The 25,632-nt window shown below is 41.5% G+C and carries 17 protein-coding genes and 1 riboswitch; of the genes, 13 read left to right on the top strand and 4 right to left on the bottom strand.

Annotation, left to right across the window (positions count from 1 at the left end; translation table 11 throughout):
- Positions 1-48 precede the first annotated feature (48 nt).
- Positions 49-2,826 (top strand): UPF0182 family protein, encoded by a 2,778-nt coding sequence (locus JR334_06280; GenBank protein ID QRN84600.1) that lies wholly within the window; start codon positions 49-51, stop codon positions 2,824-2,826.
- Between the two features lie 119 nt (positions 2,827-2,945).
- Here the strand turns inward: JR334_06280 and JR334_06275 are convergent, their stop codons facing one another.
- Positions 2,946-4,118 (bottom strand): WG repeat-containing protein, encoded by a 1,173-nt coding sequence (locus JR334_06275; GenBank protein ID QRN84599.1) that lies wholly within the window; start codon positions 4,116-4,118, stop codon positions 2,946-2,948.
- Between the two features lie 88 nt (positions 4,119-4,206).
- Complete coding sequence (locus JR334_06270) at positions 4,207-5,175, bottom strand: DMT family transporter (GenBank protein QRN86803.1); 969 nt, start codon at positions 5,173-5,175, stop codon at positions 4,207-4,209.
- Between the two features lie 35 nt (positions 5,176-5,210).
- Here JR334_06270 and JR334_06265 point away from each other — a divergent pair, with 35 nt between their 5' ends.
- Genes JR334_06265 through JR334_06255 form a run of 3 tightly spaced genes read left to right on the top strand, consistent with a single transcriptional unit; the run spans position 5,211 to position 9,239 of the window.
- On the top strand, positions 5,211-7,376 hold the full coding sequence (locus JR334_06265) for an EAL domain-containing protein (GenBank protein ID QRN86802.1): 2,166 nt from the start codon (positions 5,211-5,213) through the stop codon (positions 7,374-7,376).
- A 14-nt stretch (positions 7,377-7,390) separates the two neighbouring features.
- Entirely contained in the window at positions 7,391-8,764 is a 1,374-nt protein-coding gene (locus JR334_06260) for an MATE family efflux transporter (protein ID QRN86801.1), read from the top strand.
- The gene (locus tag JR334_06255; GenBank protein QRN86800.1) at positions 8,751-9,239 is read left to right on the top strand and encodes a DUF1232 domain-containing protein; all 489 of its coding nucleotides are present in this window, start codon (positions 8,751-8,753) and stop codon (positions 9,237-9,239) included. Before JR334_06260 ends, JR334_06255 begins: the two co-directional genes overlap by 14 nt.
- A gap of 100 nt (positions 9,240-9,339) precedes the next feature.
- On the opposite strand, the gene JR334_06250 is transcribed toward JR334_06255, so the two are convergent.
- Complete coding sequence (locus tag JR334_06250) at positions 9,340-9,864, bottom strand: thermonuclease family protein (GenBank protein QRN86799.1); 525 nt, start codon at positions 9,862-9,864, stop codon at positions 9,340-9,342.
- A gap of 140 nt (positions 9,865-10,004) precedes the next feature.
- On the opposite strand from JR334_06250, the gene JR334_06245 reads away from it, so the two are divergent.
- The 3 genes from JR334_06245 (at position 10,005) to thiT (ending at position 12,723) form a co-directional block, all read left to right on the top strand.
- Entirely contained in the window at positions 10,005-10,589 is a 585-nt protein-coding gene (locus tag JR334_06245) for a TetR/AcrR family transcriptional regulator (protein QRN86798.1), read from the top strand.
- Between the two features lie 15 nt (positions 10,590-10,604).
- A complete protein-coding gene (locus JR334_06240) occupies positions 10,605-11,936 on the top strand; it encodes a radical SAM protein (GenBank protein QRN86797.1) in 1,332 nt (443 codons plus the stop codon).
- Between the two features lie 88 nt (positions 11,937-12,024).
- A riboswitch (TPP riboswitch) is annotated at positions 12,025-12,126 on the top strand.
- A 72-nt stretch (positions 12,127-12,198) separates the two neighbouring features.
- Entirely contained in the window at positions 12,199-12,723 is a 525-nt protein-coding gene (gene thiT / locus JR334_06235; GenBank protein QRN86796.1) for an energy-coupled thiamine transporter ThiT, read from the top strand.
- Between the two features lie 98 nt (positions 12,724-12,821).
- On the opposite strand, the gene JR334_06230 is transcribed toward thiT, so the two are convergent.
- On the bottom strand, positions 12,822-13,859 hold the full coding sequence (locus tag JR334_06230; GenBank protein QRN86795.1) for a BMP family protein: 1,038 nt from the start codon (positions 13,857-13,859) through the stop codon (positions 12,822-12,824).
- A 434-nt stretch (positions 13,860-14,293) separates the two neighbouring features.
- Here JR334_06230 and JR334_06225 point away from each other — a divergent pair, with 434 nt between their 5' ends.
- From JR334_06225 to JR334_06200, 6 genes are all read left to right on the top strand, one after another.
- Entirely contained in the window at positions 14,294-15,376 is a 1,083-nt protein-coding gene (locus tag JR334_06225) for an efflux RND transporter periplasmic adaptor subunit (GenBank protein QRN86794.1), read from the top strand.
- Positions 15,376-18,504 carry an efflux RND transporter permease subunit gene (locus tag JR334_06220; GenBank protein ID QRN86793.1) on the top strand — a complete coding sequence of 1,043 codons (3,129 nt, stop codon included), beginning with the start codon at positions 15,376-15,378 and terminating at the stop codon, positions 18,502-18,504. The genes JR334_06225 and JR334_06220 overlap by 1 nt, the downstream gene beginning before the upstream one ends.
- Entirely contained in the window at positions 18,501-19,646 is a 1,146-nt protein-coding gene (locus JR334_06215; GenBank protein QRN86792.1) for a TolC family protein, read from the top strand. The genes JR334_06220 and JR334_06215 overlap by 4 nt, the downstream gene beginning before the upstream one ends.
- 7 nt (positions 19,647-19,653) lie before the next feature.
- Positions 19,654-20,229: a TetR/AcrR family transcriptional regulator gene (locus JR334_06210; GenBank protein QRN86791.1), complete on the top strand. Its 576-nt coding sequence runs from the start codon at positions 19,654-19,656 to the stop codon at positions 20,227-20,229.
- A 358-nt stretch (positions 20,230-20,587) separates the two neighbouring features.
- Positions 20,588-23,671 (top strand): S-layer homology domain-containing protein, encoded by a 3,084-nt coding sequence (locus JR334_06205; GenBank protein QRN86790.1) that lies wholly within the window; start codon positions 20,588-20,590, stop codon positions 23,669-23,671.
- A gap of 10 nt (positions 23,672-23,681) precedes the next feature.
- Entirely contained in the window at positions 23,682-25,628 is a 1,947-nt protein-coding gene (locus JR334_06200) for a hypothetical protein (protein QRN86789.1), read from the top strand.
- Positions 25,629-25,632 lie beyond the last annotated feature (4 nt).

The following is a 25,632-nucleotide window of genomic DNA, read 5'->3' as shown; positions in this document are numbered from 1 at the left end:
TCATATCATTATAGATGATATTCAATGGGTTGGAAAGGAGCAACATATATGAAGGGGAGAAAAGCACTGCTTGGTTTAGGAGGTCTTCTTGTACTACTGTTTGTGTTGCAGATTTTTGCTCGCATCTATGTACGTTACAATTGGTTCGGAGTCCTAGGATATACCAATCTTTTTACTACACCTATTTTGATACAGATTATCCTATTTGTCACTTCGGGGATATTCTACTTTTTTTTCATCCGTTATGCAATCGTACATGCCATTGGTGTGTATGAAAAAGCTAGAAAGGAATATATAGATATTCGGAATCCGATGGATATTCCGTTTCTACAACGCAAAGAACAGTTGAATGTCATCAATCTAAAGCATCTTAAGAAACCAGCACTTTTCGTTAGTGTACTGTTTTCCTTAATACTCTCTGTAACGTTTGCAGCTGAGGGTTGGATGAAGGTTATGGAGTTTCTGAAAGCTGAACCGTTTGGCCTTAAAGAACAGGTGTTCAATATGGACGTCAGCTTTTATCTGTTCCGTATGCCGTTGCTTGAGTTTTTGCTAGAGAAAATTGGTGGAATTATTCTACCTGTGTTCTTTTTTACGGCACTGTTTTACTTTTTGACGGGCCTCATTACCTTTAATCCTCGTACCAATCCAAAATTTTCTATGTATGTGGGTATTAGGAAATGGTTGGGAACGTTGCTGTCGTTGAGCTTTATCGTGTTGGCGTTCAATAATTTTGTGAGTATTTTTTCAACCATGTACTCCCAAGAAGGTTATGTATATGGCGCCGGATTTACAGATATCCATGCTGGTATTCCTGCAGCACTGGTTTTAACAGTTGTAGCCATAATTGCTGCAATATCTAGTCTTATGTACCGAAGGAAACAGAATTTCAAGTTTCTTTCCTATCCCATAATTATATATGTAGGGATATTTCTTCTGGGCACCGTAGCCCAAGTAGTAGTTCAGTATTCGGTTAGCAACAACGAGTTTGTCAACGAGCGCCCTTATATTGAACAAGAAATCATGTTTACGAGACAGGCCTATGGACTCAACAATATCGTGAACAAAGAATACACGGGGGATGCAGTTTTAAGTTATGCGGATTTGATGAGGAATACGGATACACTTGATAATGCCCGACTAAATGATCCCGAACCATTGCAAGAAGTTATTTCACAACAACAAGGTCTACGGTATTATTACCGCTTTAACGACATTGATGTTGACCGCTATGATGTAGATGGAAAACTTCGAGAAGTGTTGCTTTCTCCTCGGGAAATATCCCAAAGTGCCTTAACTGAGAAAGCTGGAACGTTTATCAATCTTACGATGCGATATACGCATGGCTATGGTCTAGTGGGGACTTTTGCGAATGAGATGAATCGAAATGGGTATGCCAATTTAATCTTGCGAGATATCCCACCTGTTACCCAAGTTGAAAGTTTGAATACGAATGAACCAAGAATCTATTTTGGAGAATTGACCAATGATACGGAATATGGGTATGTAATTGCTGGTAGCAAAACCATGGAGTTTGATTATCCCAAAGGGGATAACAATATGGAAAATTCCTATGATGGAAGTGGTGGCCTTACATTTGGCGGCATCAATAAGCTTATGCTTTCATTATATTTTTCTACATTGCGATTCTACGTTACTGGAGAAATCGATGATAACAGCAAGTTATTAATGATTCGTGATATTGAGGATAGGGTGAGAGAGCTGACGCCATTTTTGGCTTTTGATCAAGATCCTTATCTGGTAGTGCGTGAGGATGGTAGCCTCAGTTGGATACTAGATGCATACACTTACAAGACCGGGTACCCGTATGCTTCTCCCTACGGAGATTTGAATTATATTCGTAATGCAGTCAAAGTAACCATAGATCCATACAATGGTAATGTGGATTTCTATGTATTTGATTCCGAGGATCCGGTTATAAGGACCTATGCGAAAATATTCCCGGATGTATTCCAACCGAAAGAGAATATGCCAGAGGACTTGTTGAGTCACGTACGCTACCCAGAAGACTTCTACACCATACAGAGTAATATGCTTCTCAACTACCATGTTGAGGATCCTTCTGTGTTTTACAACAAGGAGGACACTTGGAGCATTGCTAAGAAAGCCCTGGCTGGTGGCTTAACGGAGAACATACAACCGTACTATGCTGTGATGGCCTTACCAGATAATCCAGACCGCAAGGATACGGAGTTCCTGCTTAAGATGCCTTTTACGCCGGCGTCTCGTGGGGACCAGCCTAGAAATAATATGGTCGCTTGGATGGCTGCTAGATGTGATGGAGAACATTACGGAGAATTGATGCTATACAAGCTTCCTAAGAGCTTAGAGATTCAAGGACCTCTTATGATTGATTCTTTGATTGACCAGGATACTGAAATTTCAGGAAAGCTCTCACTTTGGGATAAAAGCGGCTCTAATGTTATTCGAGGTAACCTGATTACGTTACCGATGGAAGGTGGGTTTATCTATATAGAACCCATATATTTGAAGGCAGAACGAGAGGGCTCATCCATACCACAAATGCAGGCCATCGTATTTGCAGTAGGTAAAGAATTGATTATGGTGGAAACCAATGAGCTTGATGAGGCGATTGAAGCTTTCTTTCTTGGACAAGTTCTAGACCAACCTACAGTTCCCACGGAGCCTACTGAACCGGGTGCTCCAATAGACACAAATCGTCTCAGAACCTTGGTAGAAGATTTGAAGGGGAATATTCAGGAATTAGAAGATCTACTTGATTCATTGGATGCAGATGATGCAAATTCACAAGAAATAGTCGAAGAAGCACCTGCCTTAAATTAGTACTAGATGAAGAAAAAATAAGACATACAAAAGAGGGTGTAACTCATTCAACGATGAGTTACACCCTCTTTGTTTAGAGACTATCTTCGATCTTAAAATAGTTGGAAGAAGATGGTTGTTTAGTTGGTATAGAAATCTAATGTGTTCATGTATTCAGGTAGGTCCATTCCTAAGAAAGGAACAATATTGACACCCATAAAGACATTGTCAGAAAGAGTACCTTGCTTGTCAACCATATGGTAGGTGACGTCATCTAAAACGATACTATGTCCATCCACAAAACCATAGGCAGCTTGGTAATTGCATGGAATTGCAATTTCGCCTAGCTTGTTTACATATCCCCAGGCGTTATCCTTAAGAACTGGGGCTAAACCATCTGAGAAACCACCGGCATTTTGAAAGGGACCTTCAATGGCAATATTTCCTTCTTTATCAATGAAGGAAAGTTCTCCATCGATGGCTTGAACGGCTAGACCTTCGAAGAAGGATACAGCCAGTCCTTCGAGCTGGATGGATGTACTCCCATCTGGCGTTATGAAAGAGGAATCTTCTCCACTTACGACCAATGCCAGCCCATCTTGAAAAGAATAGGCTTTGTCGTATTTTAAATCAATGGCCACGTTACCTTCTTTGTCGATGAAACCGTATTGTTCATCTTGAATGACCAAGGCCAATCCATTTTGATACGGTTCGATATAGTCGTAAATAGGTTCAACCACAAAGTTGCCTTCTTGATTGATAAGACCCAGTTTTTCATCTTTTACCACACGAGCTACTTTTCCTTCAAAGGCAAAAGCATATTGATATTGGGGCTCTATGACCAAGTCACCGCTTTTGTTGATAAAACCAAATTCACCATCTACCAAGACTTTGGCCAATCCATCGCTGAAGGGATAGGCTGCATCATACGTAAAGTCAATGAAAGGTTCTCCCATTTTATCGATGTAGCCCCATTTGTCATTCTGTCTTACTGGTGCTAAACCTTCCGAAAATGGAAGCGCTTGGTCAAAGCTGGGCTCAATAACCAGTGAACCATTTTGGTCGACATAACCCCAAAGTCCATCTTTCGAGACAGCGGCTCTATCGTCACAAAGACTCATGATACCTAGAAGCAAGGGTGAGTTGAGATAGCTTAAATCATAGGTTGGCTCAACGACATATTCTCCATCTGGCGTTACAAAGCCCACCATGCCATTATCATCTACTGCGGCAATTAAATCAGTGCTGGGAGCATTGCTGCAACCAGTTAACAGTAGCAAAATCAGTATAAGCATTATAAATAGACGTTTCATATATTCCTCCGTTTAATCAGTTTGTTATTGTACTATTGTACCTCTTTTTTGGACAGAATGAAGGGCTACAATTGTAAATAGGGCAAAGTTATTTCTGTTTTTCAGGTTCTGAACGAATTGTTTGACGGTTGACACGGTAAAGATAAAAGGCAGATAGGAGGACTAAAAAAATACCGATCCAAGACCAAAAGTCAGGTAATTCAGATAGTATTAGGTTCCCTAAAACAGCCGAAAAAATAACGGTGGAGTAACCATAGATAGAAACTTCTCCTGCTGGTGCATACTTGTAGGCAGAAGTAATGAAGTATTGTCCGCCAAGCGCAAAGATCCCGAATCCAGCCAAAGCCCACCATTGCTCTACTGAGGGCTGGTGATAGGCAGATAGGGTTAAGGGTAAACTCATAAGACAAGAAAATAGGGAAAAGAAAAATACGATTGTCAAGGGTTCTTCTTTTCCTTTTAAGAAACGCACAATCACGTAGGCACTACCAGCAAACAAGGCGGAGAATAGTCCCGATAGGGCTGGAAGAGTTTGTGCGGAAAAACTTGGCTTAATCACCAATAACACTCCGGCAAAGGCTACTATCAATGAACGAATGTGTTCCTTTCGGATTGTTTCCTTAAGAAAGATTGCCGCTAATACCATGACAAAAAAAGGAGAAAATCGGTTTAACATGCTTGAATCTGCCAGGTTCATTCTGCCAACTGCATATAGATTTGTAAATATGCCCAGGGTGCCGAAAGTACTTCGCAAAATAAGCCATTTACGGTTCTTCTTTTTTCCCAGTGGTGGAATGCCTTTGAGTAGTAAGATGACACTTAGGACAATGACCCCTAAAAGGTTTCTGAAAAACACTTTTTGGGCAACGGGAAGATCGCCAGCCATCTTAGCAAATAGCTGCATCAGAGCAAAGGAAAATGATGAAATTAGCATCATCGTTATGGCTTTGGGTTTTGAATCTTGATTTATATTCACGATTAACTGCTTTCTTTTGGATAAACATTTAAGGTGTTCTTTCATGAAAAGAGTGCAATCTGCAGAAATATCTCTTATCATAAAAGCAGAGTCTTGCAACAGAACAGGAGGAGCAAATGTTTCGTAATATCATAAGCTGGATTGTTCCGGCAATCATTGCAATATTATGCGTTTTATGGGGCTTTTTCAACCTATACAGACAAAAAAAACTGGAAACCGAAAAAGAAAACCTCAAACATCGTGTAAATGAGATGAAGGAAAATCTGGCCCAAAGGGATACCTTGTTTCGTGAAGTATTGCGGGCATTGCCAGGGGCATTCTATGAACTTTGTTTCAGTAAAGAGGAAGCTGCTGGTTTTCTATCGGGTAAAGAGAAGTATCCTCAATGGCGAAAGGCTTTTCATTTTGACCGACAAGAAAAACCTGCTGAATGGTGGCTAGAACGTGTACATCCTGAAGACCGAGAGTTTCTAATTAGGTCATGGCTGACAGCTTCTAGCCAAAAAAGTGAGGGCAAAACGCTATGTTACCGACTCCTAGATGGCAGGGGAATTTATCGACAGATTCTTACTTGCTTTAGCTATTCGGAAACAAATCATGCAGGAATGGTAAGGCTGAAGGGGTTGGATTTAGATATTACCAGTATCTATCAACATAGGGCTGGGGAAGGAATTGAGAGGCTATTGGCGGATGCCTTACTTGAGCACCAAGATATTTTGGCAGCAGCCATAGACCGCCAGGGGAACATATGCTACGCCAATGGTTTGGTACAAAAACATTTGGGATTGAGTGAAGAAAAATTATTGGGTCGCTCTTGGGAGAAGACTATTATGGAGGTTGGCGAACAGACAAATTGTATTGAAAATCAAGCCGAAAATTTCCCATCTGTGGCAAGCACTCCAAGAAATGTGCGTTGGCTTCAAAAAGAAGCACTCAGTGAAAAAGGAGAAAGGACGCATCTATTCTTGGGGATAGACGCAACTGAGATTGAGAAGGCAAAAGAAGAAATTAAGCATCTTGCATACTACGATGCATTGACTGGACTCCCCAACAGGGAAAAAATGTTTGGTGACCTGAGACAGTATCTACAAGGTGAAAATAAAAAGCTTGCTATGCTATTTATCGACTTGGATGAATTCAAGGACATAAACGATGTGTTTGGACACGATACAGGTGATGAGGTTCTGAAAACCTTTACTCAGATTCTAGGTTTGGCTTTGGCTGACTATCCCGTCTATCGTTTAGGGGGAGATGAATTCGTATGCTTGGTGGATTCTGCCTCGTTGCAAGATGAGGTTAAAAGGCTGTCTAGGCGAATCGCAAATCTGCTGCAAAGTCCTGTTTCCCTTCATAATAAGAAGTATTACTTATCGTGTAGTATCGGGGCCGCCTTATATCCAAAGGATGCTGAAAATGAGAAGGAACTATACAAGGCAGCAGATATTGCCATGTATCATGCGAAAGAAAAGGGTAAAAACCAGCTATGTTTTTATGACCCTGAATTAACGAATCAGGCGCTGTACCGAATTGCCATATCTAGCGATATTCATAAGGCCCTGCTAAAGGGTGAGTACCATATGGTCTACCAACCGATTTGTACTAAGGAAGATCTTTATGGATTTGAGGCCTTAATTCGTTGGGAGCATCCTGTATTTGGAAACATTGCACCATTGAGCTTTATCCCACTAGCCGAAAAGAATGGAACCATCGGTGAACTCGGGTATTGGATCTTGGATCAAGTTTTTACCGATATTAAGAATTTTTGTGAAAAAGTAAGCGGTCAATATGTGTTTTTTATCAATATTTCTGTTAAACAGTTGAAGGATACGAAGTTTGTTTCGAAGTTGAAGCGAAAACTGTTTGAAAGGGAAATAAATGCTGAAAGTGTGATATTTGAAATTACAGAATCTACACTGATTGACGATTTCGAGGGCTATCGGGAAACATTAAAGCAAATTCGTGACTTAGGCATTCGAATTGCCCTAGATGATTTTGGTACCGGTTATTCTTCACTCAGCTATCTGACGAAATTACCCGTCGATATTGTTAAGCTTGATAAGAGCTTTATTGATAACGTTGCCTTAAAGTCTGATAAAAGGTTGATTTACAATCTGATTCAGTTGATTCAGGACTATGGAATGCAAACATTAGGCGAAGGGGTCGAGAATCGGAATCAATTTGAGGAACTGAAAAAGTTGCATTGTTTCTATTTTCAGGGGTACTATTTGAGTAAGCCAAAACTACCGGAAGACCTTTGGCAGGATATGGGACTGGTAAACTAGCATAAGAGGTGTATATGGAAGTCCAGGAAGCGATAAATCAGGAAGTATTACAGAAAGATCCGAAACGTCTTTTAATCCAATATGCCATTCCAAGTATGATAGCCATGCTATCTCAAGCCCTGTACATCTTAATTGATGGTATATTTATAGGCAATTTTGTGGGAGCAAAGGGTCTGGCGGCAATTAATCTAGTTATGCCGGCATGGAGTTTGATGTCTGGTATTGGTTTGATGTTATCCATCGGAGGCGGAACCCTCATTTCGATTCGAATCGGTCAAAATGATCGTCGGGGAGCTAGGCTTCTTTTTGCGAGGGTATTTACAACCCTGATTATCTTATCTTTGTTTGGTACGGTAGTGGCCTTAGTATGTATCCAACCGATTGCCTATTTATTGGGAGCAACAGAGACAATTCTATGGGAGGTTATGAGTTATATCCGCTATATCTCATATTTCTTTTTTGCCTATTTGTGTAACTACTTTTTAGACTATATCCTAAGGGCTTCCAATCAACCTAAAAGAGCTATGCATATTATGGTTGCGGCCTCACTTCTAAATATCCTACTCGACTACTTGGCTATTGTAGTACTAGATTGGGGTGTAAAAGGGGCAGCCGTGGCTTCAGGATTGGCCATGACCTCGGCCTTCATTTTATTTGTTTGGTCGCTACGAAATTGTGAGATGCGCTATTCGTTCATGCCGAAGAGGATTCCACGGCCGCTGCTCTTTCGGGCTTTATATAATGGAAGTTCTGAGCTTTTTACCGAGCTAAGCTTCGGAGTTTCAACATTGATATATAATTTGGCATTGATGCGACATATTGGCGTATTAGGGGTCAGCGCATTTGCGGTGGTTACTTATATCAATGTAATCTTGGCTTTCCTAATTTTTGGTTTTGGCATTGCCATGCAGCCATTAATCAGTATAAATTACGGAGCAGGACGCTTGGACCGAGTTCGTGCCATCTTACGGATTGCATATCTCTTTGGATTCAGCTTGGTGGCACCAGTTTCTTTGCTGATTTTCACCCAACGAGGATTTTTGGTAGGCCTTTTTGTTAGTAATCGGCCAGACTTGGTAGCTCTGTCTACTCATGCTTTAGGAATCATAACCTTGAACTTTATTTTCATGTGTTTTAATGTCATCAGCTCATCGTATTTCACAGCGATTGAATGGGCCGGTACTTCAGCCGTAATCAGTATTCTCAGGGGGATGGTTTTTACTTTTATAGGGGTAAATCTCCTTCCACTGTTTTTACAGACCGATGGAATTTGGTGGACCAGCCCTTTCACAGAATTTGCGACCTTGATGGTAGCAGCTCCTTTGCTTTTGAGGAATATGAAAAAAATGAGAGAAGATTTCGGGAGGCGGAATAATGAAACACTATAAAAAGGACGATACAAAAGAGGAACAACAAGAGGAACAACAAGAGGAACAACAAGAGGAACAAAAGACCTATTATCCTGACGAAATCCAATTCGAGGGTAAACGCATAAGACGTTATCGCAAAGACTATTCTGAAGCCAAATTTATGCAAAAAATCAAGACAGGATTTGGAATGGCGGGCAAGAAGGTTATCTATTTGGCCCTGTTGCTTTATTACCTCATGGTTGACGGTAAGGTTCCTATTAAAACCAAAAGCATCATAATGGGGGCGTTGGGCTATTTCATTTTACCGTTTGACCTAGTACCGGATGTTATACCAGTTGTGGGTTTTGGGGAGGATTTGGGAATCTTGATTGCGGTGTTTATGGAAGTGCAAACCTATTTGTCGCTAAAAATGCGTGAAAAGGCGAGAAATAAGGTGAGAGAGATTTTTAAAGAAGACCTATCTGATGAAGAATTCGATCATTTTGAAAGCTAACTTGTGGAAAAACAAGGAGCGGGAAATCAAGAATGATAGTTCAACAAAGTATGATAAGAAAGGCTTGTTTCCTCAGTCGATGGGGAAACAAGCCTTTTTTCTATTGGTACATGCCAAGCTTATTTGCTTTGGCTTCTTCTTCTAAGTCATCGAAAATTTGCTGGTAGGCAACGTCGGGCTTGTAAGTTTTTGCCTCAGCATAGCCTTTGTCAATCAGAATAGCATTAAACATCTGTTCCCGAATACTGTCTGGGTCCGACAAGTCCTCTACAGGACTTAGCCAAACATATCGTAAGAGTCGGTCGTGGGTATCGCGGTCAGATTCATCTATTTGCAAATACACTGTTGTGCCGAGTGGTAGTGCCTGTGCGGTGAAATTGGACGCTTCTTGTCCAAAAGGTTCTTCTTCTGTGTAAGGACCATCCTTTTCAGGGGTATCGATGCCGATGAGACGAACAGTTTCCTGGCTACCATCTACTTCTACAACGAAGGTATCTCCGTCAATATGCTTAGATATGGTGGCTGGGGTCAGCTGGTCTGTTGACTGCGGACTTGAGACCTGACTTAAATATCCTACAATCAATACTATTATAGTGATGATTAGACGGATTACTTTTTTGTTCATAGAACACCTCATCGTTTTTAGGTATTATAATGTGAAATATTTTAGTCGTCAAGTTGGCATCCTTTATATTGACATATCTGTCAGAAAAGAATATTATGTATGCATAAATTATTGACATGTATGTCAGAAATAGGAGAAACATGCCGAAAATTATTGATTATCCCAAAACTAGAAAGAATATTTTATTGAAGTCGCTACCCCTATTTGTTGATTTAGGTTATCAAAAGGTACGGCTGGAGGATGTGGGCCGTGCAGCAAGTATGGGGCGAACCAGCCTGTATCAATACTATAAGAATAAAGAAAATTTGTATTGTGACATGATACTGATGGTGGTTGATAAAATCAAGGAACGTGTTGATGAGATGATTGCCATGAACGACTTGACCTTGTTGCAAAAATTGGCTTGGCTTGATGAAGCATTGCTAAAGGATTTTGGTAAGAGCAGTATTAGTATCTTATTTATGGAATTTCTAATTTTGGCAAAACGAGACAAGGATGATTCTTACAACGAGTTGATAAATCATATTACGGAAGTAGAAGACTATATAAGTCGCAAGTTAGATGAGGAGGTGTCAAAAAAAGCATTAAAAGACGATGAGTGGATGGATTTGATGCAGATTTCATTCGTTTTGTCCATGATTCAACAATTAGGGTTGGAAGATAGAAATTTACATGACAGCATGATGCATGCAGTGGGAAGAAAAGGGAAAATTTCTAAGGACTAAAGGAGGAAAGACACAATGGCTGTTAAATCGAACTTGAGTAAAGCAATGTTAGAAAAAGCACTAGGCTATCTCAGAAAAGACCCTATGGCTAATTTTCCAAAGCTTCTGAAGTGGGCCGGCAAGATTCCGATGGAACCTGGTACTAGAAACCAATACGAGTTAATTAAGGATGCTTGGGAAAATGGTGGCAACTGGCGTGAACTTATTGAAAAGATTCTGACTGAGGTAGATCCTCATGTGCGCAATACCTTAATCTACAACATTGGAATTCATGCCGGAATTGAAGGCGCCAAAGAACTGAATATTGCAAGAAAAAAATATGATAGAAATATTCCGTGGGCGATTTTGATGGATCCAACTTCTGCCTGCAACCTAAAGTGCATTGGATGCTGGGCGGCTGAGTATAAGAAAACAGATAGTATGAGTTATGAGCTATTGGATGATATTATTAAACAAGGTAAGGAATTAGGAATTAGAACCTATATCTACTCTGGTGGTGAACCAACCATTCGTAAGGCAGACTTGATAGGTTTGGCAAGAAAACATAAGGATTGTGTTTTTTTGGCATTTACCAATGGAACACTTTTTGATGAGGCATTTGCCAAGGAAATTCAAGAAGTAGGAAACATAACCTTTGCAATCAGTGTGGAAGGCTTTAAAAAAGAAAATGATATGCGCCGGGGAGAAGGTACTTTTGATAAGATTATGGCAGGCATGGATATACTGAAGGCGCATGGTATTCCCTTTGGCTTTTCAACCTGTTATCACAGTGGCAACGTGGATGTGGTTGGTAGTGAAGAGTATATAGACCTTATGATAGAGAAGGGATGCTACTTCGGTTGGTATTTCACCTATATTCCCTTGGGTAAGGATGCTGTTCCTGAATTGCTGGCAAATGCGGAACAACGGGAGTTTATGTACCATCAGCTTCGCAAATTCCGCAAAGAAAAACCCCTATTTACGATGGATTTTTGGAATGATGGGGAACACGTAGATGGTTGCATCGCAGGGGGAAGAAGATATTTGCACATTAACGCGGCGGGTGACGTGGAACCGTGTGCTTTCATCCACTATTCTAGCGCTAACATTCATGATGTTTCATTGCTTGAAGCACTTGGTCAACCCTTATTCAAAGCCTATAGAGAAGGCCAGCCGTTTAATCAGAATATGCTAAGACCGTGCCCCTTATTAGATAATCCAGAGTGTTTACGCAAGATGGTACTTGAATCAGATGTACATTCTACACAACCACTTGATAAGGAAGATGTTCGAGATTTGACAGATAAAACTAAAAAGGTAGCAGAAGAGTGGTCTGTTGTTGCAGATAGACTGTGGCAGAATAATTAATGATATGAAAATAAAAGAATGGAAACGAGCCGGTTTTCCGGCTCGTTTCTCTTTACAAATACCGTTTAATACCGTAAACTACTACTAGTTTCATGTAAAGGGGTGCTGACGTAGGTCGGCTGAGAGGCAATCGCTAACCCTAAACCTGATCTGGGTAATGCCAGCGTAGGGAAATAAGCAAGATTCATTTCCTTCTATCGCATACCCGGCGGTAGTTTTTTTTATTTCTATTTATGCTTTATTGGAGAAGGAGGAAGAATTGATGAAGAATGTACGAACTTTGGTGGAGGCCGGCTTGATGATAGCTTTGGCTCAAGTGCTTAGCTATGTAACTATAATTACGATGCCTCAGGGCGGATCGGTTACGGCAGGCAGTATGGTGCCAATTTTGTTCTTTGCATTGCGTAGAGGGTGGAAACAAGGTATGTTAGCCGGGGCTGTATATGGTACCTTGCAGTTTATTTTGGGACCGAAGTATTCTTTTCATATTATTTCATTGTTGTTTGACTATGGTGTTGCTTTTGCTGCTTTGGGACTGGCTGGTGTCGTTAGACCGACAAGCAGAGTAAAAATCGCCATAGGAACTGCCATTGGGGTGTTGGGACGTTTTGCCTGTCACTTCGTTTCTGGTGTGGTGATTTGGTCTACTTATGCTGAAGGAACCAATCCTTACGTTTATTCCTTGATTTATAATGGTAGTTATTTGCTTCCAGAGATGATTGTTTCAGCAATTATTCTTATGCTTATTTATCTGCCTGTAAGTCAAAAGATAGATCAAAGAGCATAGAGGTTTTAAACAGAAGATAAATTGACAAAGAAGAGACCATGGCAATGAATGCTGTTTGCATTCGCCATGGTCTCTTCTAATTTTTTTATCGTATTAGTTTAGTTTGATGGGAATTCAGTAACACGTTCTCCATCCATAAATTCATTGAATACGGCAATAGTGGCATCCTTATCTTCCGGTGTGATTAAGTCATCATTCCAAGTTGCAAAATATTGAACCCCATCAGCAATACCGTAAGGTGTTGATTTTCCTTCAAACGTTCCGTCAAGGATGGTATCCACAACGTTACCAATCAGCGTGGAAATTGACTGATAGCCAGAAGTAATTACAGTATTGGGACCTAGTGAAGACATATCAGCAGACCAACCGATAAATTTAACCAAATGGTCAGCTTCTTCACAAGCCTGGATGGCTCCTGCATCACATGCATCACCGACACCATAGATAATGTCAGCGCCAGCATCAATTTGACCGATGGCTGCTTCTTTACCAGCTGCGATATCTACCCATGAACCTGTGTAGGTTACCATGACGTCACAGTCAGGATTTACTTCAGCAATGGCTGCTTTAAATGCTTCCACATCTGCAGCAATAGTCGGGATTTCCATGGCGCCCACAAAACCAACTTTGTTTGTTTCGGTCATTCTTCCAGCCATAACACCTAAAACATATCCCATTTCACCAGTTTGGAAACTGGCTGATGCTACGTTATCTGCTACCGCCATACCACCAATATTGATGAAATGTACATCGGGATGGTTGGCAGCAACGGCTAGAATTGCATCGCCATACTCGAAACCATGACCAATGATTACATCGTAACCTTTTCTTGCATAATCGTTCATAATGGCTTCTTGGTCATCTTGCTTAACATTCTCAGTATAGCTTACCTCAAAACCATACTGGTCTTGCAAGTTTAGAAGACCTTCATAAGCCAACATATTCCAACCACCATCGTTGATAGGGCCAGAGGTAAGTAATGCGGCTTGCATTGGCTCCTCAGCCGGTTCTTCCACCACTGGTTCCTCAGCTGGTTCTTCGACGGGCTCTTCTTCTGCAGCAGGTGCACAACCAGCCACCATTGTTATTGCGAAAATCAAAACAAACCCAAGCGCTAGTAATTTTTTACGTTTCATAAAAGTTACCTCCCCTAACATAAAAGCTATTTGTGGTATTTACTCATAGTTCTTTTCATTCGACGTTTTAGTGTTTTATCCTTTAATGTATTTTGTATTGGTAAAAATTATTTGTGTAGAAGACTGATATCCATATTTTTGCAAGGCTCATTTAAAAGGCGTAAAAATGATTTAGGGTTTATACTAAAGTCATCTAGTAACAAGTGCTTAAGATAAAAAGAAGAGCAGCTAAGTGTGGGAAAAAGGTGAGAAGGTCAGGTAATACAGGAGGATTTTTAAAAGGAAAAAGGTGAAGCCTAGTACAATGTGAACCACGAAGTGTTATTAGGGGAATGATTAACTGACCCTCGGGTCAGAAATTTAGTGAAATCAATTGACCAGTGGGTCAGTTATTGATAGGATGGACTCAATACTCGCGTTAAAGGAGATAAAAAATGGGAAAAATGCGTTGGACATTATTGATATTTCTAATCGCAGCTCTAGTTTCGGGCTGCGCTTCTCAACCAGAAGCTGAAGAAGAATTTCGTGTGGCTGTCACCACCCAAATGGTGGAAATGGGCTCACTTTCCATATCCGATCGATTGAACGGAACAGCGAAGGCTACGGATGAAGTGGTTATTACTGCTGGGGTACCTGCAGAGGTAGATACGGTGTTGGTTAGTGCTGGTAGCCGGGTTAGCAAAGGCGACTTGTTGATTAAGCTAGATGCTGAAAGTGTGAATCAGCAGATTACTCAAGCGAATGCAAACTACTCGATGGCTAAACTGCAATTGGAAAATGCAAAGGATACTTACGAGAAAACAGCTAGACTATACCAAGAAGGTGCCGTATCTAAGCAGCAATATGACTCTAGTAAGAGCCAGTATGAACTGATTCGGGATGGCTCCTTTCAACAGGCTCGTGTAGCCTTGGACATGGCTGGAGATGGTCTAGAACAAGTGAATATTACGGCGCCAATAGATGGTATTGTTGGCTATGTCAATGCTCAAGTAGGACAGACGGCTAGTATGGGCCTACCAATTATCTCGATCATTGATTTATCCAGTGTGGAAGCAACCTTTGGATTGAGTGAAAAGCAGATCAATCAAGTGGAAGTTGGGAAAACCATTGATGTATGGTTTGAATCTATTAAAGAGGAACCCTTTAGTGGAATCATTGTTGAGGCAAGTCCTCAAGCGGATGCTATGACCAAATCCTTTGCCATTAAAGTGCAGATAGACAATCCAGATGAACGAATTAAGTCAGGTATGTCCTGTACCATCAATCTGGTCCAAGATACGGTGGTTGACGGTTTGATTGTTTCTGAGGATGCCATTCGGTACACAGATAATGAATCAACTGTCTTTGTACTAATTGGCGAAACCGTCCGACAGGTACCAGTTGAAGTTCTATTGACCGATGGTGAGCGAGCTGCAATACGCGGTGATATAAACCAAGGTGATGAAATTGTAGTTTTAGGTAAGGAACGTCTAAGCGATGGAGTCTCTGTTCAAGTGATTGAGGAAGGGGCCGAGTAATGAAAATATCGCATTTTAGTGTTGAACGGCCGGTAACCATTGTCATGATCTTGATAGCGGTAGTGGTTCTAGGGGCAGTGTCCCTATCTGGGATTAGCTTAGACTTGATGCCAGATATGAATCTACCGATTGCTATTGTTACGACCAGCTATTCTGGTGCGTCGCCTCAGGAAGTTGAGAATATTATAACCAAGCCGTTGGAAAGCTCATTGGCGACCACCTCAGATATGGAGAATATTACATCCTATTCTAGTGTAGGTAATTCATTGCTTCTTTTGGAGTTTGGTTGGAATACAGATATGTCTGACGCTACGTTGGATATGCGCGAAAAGATAGATTTGATTGAGGGTTATTTGCCAGAGGATGCAACGAGTCCTATGGTTATGCAACTAGATCCCAACATGATGCCCATCATGCAGTTTGCGGTAACTGGCAACCGGGATACGGAGGAGATTAAAAGCATCATTGAAGATACGATGCTTTCCCGATTAGAACGTATCGATGGTGTGGCTAGCGTAAATTTGACCGGCGGAAAAACGCGGGAGATAACGGTGGTGTTGGATCCAGCTAGGTTGAATAGCTATGGTTTGACCATGGCTCAGGTAAAGCAAGCAATTACGTCTGAGAATATCAGTATGTCTGCAGGCCTGATGGAAAAGGGCAGTAAGGATCTGATTATCAACGTTGAGGGTGAATTTACAGAGCCTGGGGAAATTGCACAGGTTGTTATCAATACTCCAACGGGCGCGTCGGTTCGGGTTGCTGATGTGGCTGAAGTAGTGGATGGATTCAAAGAGCAGGCAGCCATTTCCAAAATGAATGGTAAGGAGTCAATTACTCTTTCCGTCAATAAGCAGTCTGGCTCCAATACGGTTGCCGTGGCTGCTGCAGTCAAAGCAGAAATGGAAGAACTGAAGAAAGAATTACCAGATGATTTTGTTATCGATATATTCTATGATTCATCGGAATACATTGAAGTGGTTATTCAAGCTGTGGCAACCAATATGTTGTTGGGCGCCCTGTTGGCGGCTCTAGTCCTGTTCTTGTTTTTACGGGATATTCGCTCCACGCTGATTGTAGCCTTGTCCATTCCAATATCGGTTATTGCAACGTTTGTTTTGATGTATTTCTTTAATTTGACTTTGAATATTATGACACTAGGTGGCCTAGCCTTGGGAATTGGTATGATGGTGGATAATTCCATCGTTGTTCTTGAAAATATTTTCCGGCACAACCAACTAGGTGAAGAACGCATGAATGCAGCTAAAATAGGTGCTAGTGAAGTGACTTCAGCCATTGTCGCTTCCACCCTGACTACGGTGGCTGTGTTTTTCCCAATTGCCTTCACGGAAGGGATGACATCGACAATTTTTAATGAACTGGCGTTGACGGTATCCTTTTCCCTCTTGGCCTCATTGTTTGTGGCCATTACGGCAACCCCCATGCTATCCTCTCGCTTGATTAGGGTGGATGCACATCACCGGGCAAAGAATAGTTTAGTTAAGCGAATACTGACCCGATTTAACAATGGGTTTGACCGATTAAACAAGGCACATGGTAGATTATTGACATATGCGTTAAAGCATAAAAGACGTATTGTGGTTATTTTCAGTGGTATCTTTATTGCCAGCCTATTCTTACTTCCGTTCGTAGGGCAAGAATTTTTCCCTGCTTCGGATGAGGGACAGATTAGTATCGCTGTTACCATGCCAACTGGAACCAAGTTGGCTGAGACAACAAAGGTCGTAGCTGGATTGGAAGATTATCTAGGCTCATTAGATGAGAATGAGTCGATTGCCACAGTCATTGGATCGGGTGGTATGCAGATATCTCTTTCTGGCGATACTACCAATGCAGGTACCATATATCTGTATTTAAAAGATGATAGGCAACGAAGCACAGATGAAGTAGTAGAAGCCATCCGACAGCATACAGTCCTAATTCCTGGTGCTGATATCACGGTAAGTGCAGCCGACTCCATGGGCGGAGGTATGTCCATGGGCTCAGCAATCTCTATTAGTATCAAGGGAGACGATATTGACACTCTCCAAGAACTTTCAAGTAAAGTTAGCGCCCTAGTCGGCAGCGTGGAAGGAACTCGAGAAGTTAGCTCCTCGCTAGATGAGAGGCGTCCAGAGATGCGTATTGTGGTAGACCGAGAGAGGGCTTCGGCATATGGACTCAGCGCATATACGATTGCATCTACTGCTCAGATGGCCATTGGTGGCTCTACAGTGACTCGTTACACGACGGGTTCGGATGAGATTGACGTGCGAATTGTATTAGATGAGAGTGCACGAGATTCTATACAAGAAATTGGTAGTATTAGTATCATGAGTCCACTGGGCTATGTGGTTCCTTTGAATCAAGTAGCAAATATTGAAAATGTGAATTCACCGAATACCATCACAAGAAGTAACCAAGTAAGAGAAGTAACCATATCCGGCGATATATTTGGCCGTGACTTGAATAGCGTAATTACGGACATACAAGCCTCGATTGATGAAAATGTAGCACTACCGGAAGGATATGAGGTTGTATTTGGAGGCACGGCAGAGCAGATGGCAGAAACATTCTCTGACTTGTCTTTGGTTGTACTCTTGGCCATTGCCTTGGTATACATGATTTTGGCCTCACAGTTTGAATCACTTCTTTACCCATTTATTATCATGTTTACCTTGCCGTTTACCATTATCGGTGTGGTTTGGTCACTCCTAATTACCAATCAGACTCTAAACGTCGTGTCGTTTATTGGAGTGGTCATGCTGGTTGGAATTGTAGTGAACAATGCTATTGTGCTGATTGACTATATTAATCGGTTGAAAAATAGTGGGATGAAATCTATAGAAGCCATAATTCAGGCCGCATCTGCACGTTTGCGTCCGATCATTATGACCACATTAACTACAATCTTGGCGATGATACCGTTGGCTTTAGGGCTTGGTCAAGGTGGTGAAATGTTTGCTCCGCTTGGTGTTGCCATTATCGGCGGTCTGGTAGTGTCCACCGTGATTACATTGGTGTTCATTCCTGTAATTTATGCAATTTTTGATCAAATAAAGGAAAAAAGAGCAAATAAGAAGAAAAAGAACAAGAAGAGCACGATTCAGGAGGAGGTAGCGCAATGAAGAAGAAAAGCTGGATTGCCGGTATTGCATGTCTGCTAATTGGTGTAATGGTAAGTACGCCAGTTGTGGCTGATGAGAAATATGAATATAATTTTGAAATTCCACAGGTAATCACCGAAGAACAGACGGAAATCACCCTTACCCTGGCTGAGGCGAAGGCTATGGTTCTAGAAGGTAGTCCTGAGTTAGAACTTTCTGAAGTAGGACTCGACAAAGCAGAGTTTTTGGATCGGAAACAGAAAAATGATTCAAACGATATTAATACAAAATCCTATAGCATATATAGTACCAACTATGAGCGTTCTTTAGGAAAATATGTAGCTAAAAAGGCAACGGAAGTAGGCTTGCAAGTAGCAGAAGCTTCGTATGCAGTAACTGAAAATGCAATTCTATTCGGTGTGCAAAGCAGTTATTATGAGCTATTAAAAGCACAAGCTTCATTGAAAAATGCAGAAAATACTTTGGCGAGAGCTCAGGAACAGCTGAGAATCACGCAATCTTTCTTTGATGCTGGAATGGTATCGCAAGGAGAAGTCATGGGGGCTCAAGCCTTGGTGGCTGGCAAAAAAGCGGATCTTGCCGGAAAACAGGCTAGCCACATGAATGCCATGATGGATTTGGCAGCGCAATTGTCTTTGCCATTGAATACTCCGATTGTAGCAACGGATGAATTTTCTTATAAACCAGTCGAAATCGATTTAGATGAAACGATTGCTGAGGGTATGGAAAAGGATGTAGCCTTAATAGGGGCTAAAGGAGCATATGAAATTGCGGCAACAGGATTTGCGGTTGCGGATGCTTACTATACGCAAAACACAAACATATATAAGGAACAAAGGTATGCGATGTTGGAAGCCAAATTGCAGTATGAATCTCAACTTCAACAAAGTGAATTGAAGATTCGTTCTGCTTACACGAATCTGGCAGCGACAGAAGAAGCGTATCTGTCTTTCTTGGAAAATGTAAAATACTCCAAAGAAAACTACCGAGTTGTGAAGCTGCGTTACCAAGAAGGAATGGCAACTAGGTTGGAAATGGAAGAGGCAGAAGGTGCGCTAGCTGAAGCAGAGGATGCTGCGACGTCTATGCTGCTGAACTATGAATTGGTTAAGTCTTCCTTTACCTACTCGTTGTTCATGTAGGAGAATTATGGGCAGGATAGAGACAAGAAAAAAGATTTTGGAAGGTGCATTTGAGTGCTTTTCCACAAGTGACTTTCATGATGTAAAGATGATTGAAATTGCGAGGCAAGCAGGTGTAGGCAAGGGTACAGTCTATGAGTATTTTGAAAGCAAGGAAGAACTGTACTATCAACTTTTTAACTTTATGCTGGAAACCTACTTGCAAGAGATGGAAGATGTCGCAGCATTGAAAATTCCTGTTAAGGAACGTATTGTGGCTCTCTACGAAAAGCAGATAAGATTTAGCGAGGAAATGCGGGATACTGGAAAAGGCATGCGCATGATGGAACAGATGTGGATTATGAAAAGGGATAGGCCCTTTAAAAACATCGGTGAGAGCATAATGGCGTTGTTTAAAAAACTCATCGAGTTGGGTGTGAAAGAAGGAAGTATTCGTGAAAACATGCCAATGCAGGAAATGCAGATGATGTTGGTCATTGGTTTACCAGCATTATGCCATACTCCTTTTGATGAAAAAATGGATCCTCATGGCCGAGCATCACGGTATGTGGAAATGATATTTGATGGTATTGGAATAGCTTAAAAATGTATAGATAGTGGCCTAAGGCTTGGTTTCTCATACGGAGAAAGCCAAGCCTTTTTTAGCATCACTAATAGTAAATTTGATAAACATAAAATGGAACTTTATCTCATTGTAAGCGTCATAATATTGGCCTAATCTCGCATCGCGAATAATTGCTGTTAAAAGAAGATGGTTTTTTATTATTTTGAATGTCCAGTGTAAAAAAAGGGTATTGCTTTTCTGTGTGGAGAGAGTATCCTAGTTAGGCAAAAAGGATGGATATTCTAGGCGATTTATGAGAAAATAAAGGGTGTTATGAAAGAGTAGGTTGCTTATGCGCAGAAAGTTATTGATCTTCATACTCATGCTATATATATTTATGAACCCAACGAGAGCTTGGGCATTTTCTGATGTCAATGAAAACCATTGGGCTTCCCAATCGATTTCAGTATTAGCCTCGAAGGGCCTGGTTAGCGGATATGCTGATGGGCTTTTCCGTCCAGAAGCATCTTTAACCCGTGCGGAAGCGGTTGTGCTGTTGGTTAATGCCAATGGTGCAAGCGATGGACTGCAAGAGCTTAAGGATACGGAATGTATCTTTCGTGATGTAGAAAAAGGCCATTGGGCTAGTGCCTACATCAATGTAGCCTGGGAAAGAGGTTTAGTCAGTGGCTATCCGGATGGTAGCTTTAAACCGGAACAGCAGGTTAGCCGTTTGGAGTTCACCACTATGCTGACCCGGGCACTGGAGATGGATGAGTATGGTAGTCTTGGTCTGACTTTTCGTGATGAAGAACAGATTCCTGCATGGGCTAAGTCAAGCGTCAATCTAGCTACTAGCTATGGACTGATTTCGGGTTATCCGGATGGCACTTTTAGAGGAAGTCTGAAGGTAAGACGTGATGAGGCTACCGCAATGTTAGGGGCTTTCTTGAAAGAAGTAGGCACATATTATGATTTTTATGGAACCTTAATTTCTTATGACTACCAAAAAGCAGATTTTATCATTGGTAAGCAGTCGGTGCAAATTCCGTTCGATTCTGAATTATTGGGGCAGTTGGAAGAGAGCCTTGAGACAGATGGTTTATATTTGGGAGTAATTAGTCAAGACGGGAAATTGTGTTATCTGGAATCGACTTTGGCTACCGATTTGGAGCCTACGGTGCCAAAGTTTCTTTCGACAGAAATAATATCTGAGTCTAGTACAGCACAAATACAAGTAGCCTCGACCTTGTCTGCACAAAATTTTGACTCAGGCGATGCTATGCGCAGTTCCTTGATATTGCGCCAGGCACTTGGTATGAATGATACATATCAAGGACAGGGTGAAATCATTGCAATTATTGATTCTGGAATTGATCCGGGTCTTAGCTCTTTAACAAATACGCCTGATGGAGATAAGAAGCTGATTGGCTTTTACGATGTAACCGAAGAAGGGAAAATAACGGGCATTGGGGCAGTAGCTAAAACGGACCGGTATGTATCAATCGAAGGAAAACAGTATGATTTGCAGGGAACATATACGTTGAGTGGACGTCTTCCATATGCTATTCTTGATGAATCAGTGTTGAAAATTGACTTAGATGTAAATGGTCGAATAAATGACCAACTCCTCGTTCTTTTTGCCGATTCAGAAGAAAAGGGCGTTTACGATACTCTATATATTGATACCGACCATGATTTTCGTTTTTCAGATGAAAAATCGATGACAGAATATACGGCCGACCAGGAATGGTACAATCTGAGTAAAAATGATGCAGGAGATTTCAACGTGATTGTGTCTGAAATCCAAGCTGATGGAAGTGAAGCAACATTAGGCTTTGATGCGAACGGCCATGGCACCGCCATGGCTTGTGCTGCTTCTGGCAATGGCAAGGTGATGGGGACTGCACCAGCAAGTAAGTTGCTAGTGATTAAGGCCTTCAATCGGTTGGGACAGGCTCAATGGAGAGATTTGGAAGAAGCCATTCGCTTAGCAGTTGAAAAGGGCGCAACCGTAGTTAACCTGAGCATGGGTTATCAGGATTCGATTACCTCTGGTAATAATTCATTAACCTATTTAGCTCAAATTTATAGTGAACGTTATGGTGTTGTATTCGTTGGTGCTGCGGGTAACCTAGGCCCCGGAATTCATACAGTAGCTACACCAGGGAATGGAGAGTCTGTACTTGGCGTAAGTGGGTATCTTCCCAAGCAGTTTGCGAATGAGATTTTGGGATTGCCTTTAACCAAAGACGTGATTTGGTCTACCAGTTCAAATGGCCCTCGAGATGATGGCTATGTGGGTATCGATGTGAGTGCTCCGGCAATTGGGGTTTTGCCAACGCCCGAATGGGATTCTTCCTCTTACAAACTGGTTGAGGGAACATCAGTAGCCAGTGCATTGGCCTCAGGAGTCGTGGCGTCGTTTTTGAGTCAGGACGGCAAAGTAGACCGGAATGTGAAAGAAAGCGCCATGATTGATATTGTGCGAGATAGTGCTAAAATAGCAGATTTTGAAATATACCAGAGTGGCAATGGTATCCTGGATTATGGGTCATTGGATAAATGGAGCCAACCTTCTGCTGATCTATCTATTACCACTTGGAATAAAGAATTGGGTGTGGGGCTAGGCTTATATGGTCGGGACTATACACCTGGAAGCCTACCAATTTATGTTGAGCAGTCGGGAGACACGAAAAAAATTCTGTATTGGCAATCTGACAAAGATTGGGTTAAACCAAAAGCATCGTTGATGGTAATGCCCAAGGAAGGCATCCGAACCCTACCATTGGAGTTCGATGTGCCCGAAAAACCAGGGATCTACTATGCTTCCTTAACCGTGTCAGTCTTGCCTGAATTGAGTGAAGTGAAAAAATTGTATGTGTCTGCCATCGTTCCTTACGTGATGCAGCAAGGGAAGTCTGAATTGATGGAGCTTGAAATAGAACCACGAATAGACCCAGGCGAAATTGAAAGAATCTTCATTAAGGTAGAAGAGGGATCGAGCAATTTACAAGCAACGATTAATCCTCATAGAAAGGATATTGAATACTGGTTTTTTGATCCGGCAGGGCGCGTGATGGCCCAGAATACATTGGATGGTTCTACAATTGGAACTGTGCATTTAGAAAATCCTGTTTCTGGTGTATGGGAGATTGTGGTAGTGGGCGGTCTTGAAAATAGTTTACTATCTGATTCTACTGCCAACGTCAATCTCAACTTTAGTAGCTTGCAGGGCGATACAGGGAGTAAACCAGCGACCTACGATGTTTTTGTGGGTAACATAACGAAATCTTTTACTGAAAATGAAAAGCAATGGGTTTCACTTTGCGTACGAGACAATGGTTTTCGACCGCAAAATGGAATTACTATAGAAATTGAAGGAAGAATGTATGAAGTTGTAGATGGTTGGGTGCGAATTAAGATGGATCAAAACCAATTACAAAAAATTATGGATGGAACAATAAATATACGATTCTAGGGGGAGCAGTATGAAATTGCAGACAGCAATCGACAAGCATTGGTCGGTATTGGAAAAACTGTTATATGGGCTGGTGCTAATCGGGCTGATTACCGGTTCGGTTTTAATGGGTGGCAGATTCGCGATTGAGCAGAATTACAATCAAGTTGAAATTGCAATCCATTATGAAGATCTGGTAGAAGAAAGCAGATTAAGTGGATTATCCATGGAGGACTTGCTCCTTAAATACCAAGAGGCAGGGGCGACTTCTCTTTGGGTTAAAGAATATGATATTGAGACACTGAAGGACCAGACATCAATTGCTTCTGGCCTAGAACTATATTGGGATGGACTTCCCGCCTATCCGGAGCTAAGTTATCTGATGTTACCGGAGGGCGCTTTAGCAGATAATATCCGTCTAAACTTAGAAATAAGGGATTATCTAAAGGATGATTTCACACTAGGTGCGATGACCTATTTGGGAACGGATTTGCCTCTTTCCTCGCTTTGGAGCCTACAGGCATATGAACTGACGAACATTCTTGGAGTAGGTATGGGATGGCCACTAGAGGATATGCACCAGGCGGAAAAAATTGGTTACTATCTTCAACTGCAAATAAAAGATTGGGAGAATCCGTCACAGGAATCTTTGTCTCGTTATTTTTCTCAGTTTGAAAGCCTAGGTCAGGTTAGTCTTTTCCTGTTTAATTCTTCAGATTTGTTTGGTTATAGCGAGGATCCAAAAGTTCGCACTGTTTTTCCTGTATTAGCAGAAGAAATATCCAAAAAAGGTGCTGAGATTGGACAGGTTGAATTCTTCAAACAGTTGGGCTTTGAGAATTTGGCGGAGGAGATGAAAGAAAAGGTTGTACGAGTACATTCCATCGCAGAAAATGAATTGCGTACCATGACCCAAACTGCTTCCGTGGAACGATATATGTTAGCGGTTAAGGATCGGAATATGCGTAGCCTATTCGTTCGAGGATATGAAAGCGGACAAAAAGAGTCTTGGTCTAAGAATGTGGCCTATGTAAAAAATATTGCGGAAGGTATAGAAAACCAAGGCTTTGTCGCTGCAAGAGCAAAACCACTTACGAATTTATTCGTTCCCGAATGGGCAATATTATTGTTGTCAGTCGGTGTATTGGCTGCAGCAGTTCTGCTTTCTCATTATTGGGGCCTAACGTTTTTGGGAATATTGGGATTTATTTTGGGAATACTAATGTCTGTGAGCTTGGTTGCCATGCAAGAATGTATCTTTTTGCAAAAGATGATGGCTCTTCTTGCAGGTTGTATATTCCCGCTACTTGGGGTTACATTTGTATTGGAAAATAGTAAGGAAAAGCGCAGTATACCTCAGAGTATACTGGGACTTCTTTTGATGAGTGCTGTGACTTTGGTGGGCGCTGTGTTCGTAGTTGGACTTTTGCGAGAGAGAGCCTTTATGCTTGGCTTAAACTTGTTTACTGGTGTAAAACTTACACTTAGTCTGCCACTTGCTGGCTTATTGGTTTATTATTTTCTTGAGCGCAAGAAGGAAGAACTAATTATTCTTTGGAAAGAATTACTCAACCGACCATTAACGATTAAAATATTGTTAATTGTTGGCTTGGCTGCAGGTATTTTGGGTGTATATATACTTAGAACAGGGAATGCCGGTTTGGTACCATCTTCCCTAGAAACAGCTGCTCGTCGTCTTTTAGAACAAGTAACGATGGCACGCCCAAGGACCAAGGAATTCATGATTGGGCATCCCTTAATGTTGGTGGGACTCAGCTTAGGATTTCGTTTTAGAACGCTACCATTTTTTCTACTGGGTATGATTGGACAGGTTTCAATGCTCAATACGTTTACGCACTTGCATACACCACTAATGATTTCGTTATTGCGTAGCACATATGGATTGATTATTGGTATCATTCTTGGTGTAGTGATATGGAAGATCGCTCATATGATCTATGCTAGATGGAAGAGGTAAGGTT

It is taken from the genome of Clostridia bacterium, from assembly GCA_016887505.1.
Taxonomy (GTDB): Bacteria; Bacillota; TC1; order TC1; family UBA5767; genus UBA5767.
The sequence above is the reverse complement of the archived record's forward strand: the minus strand, read 5'-3'. Positions and strand labels throughout refer to the sequence as shown.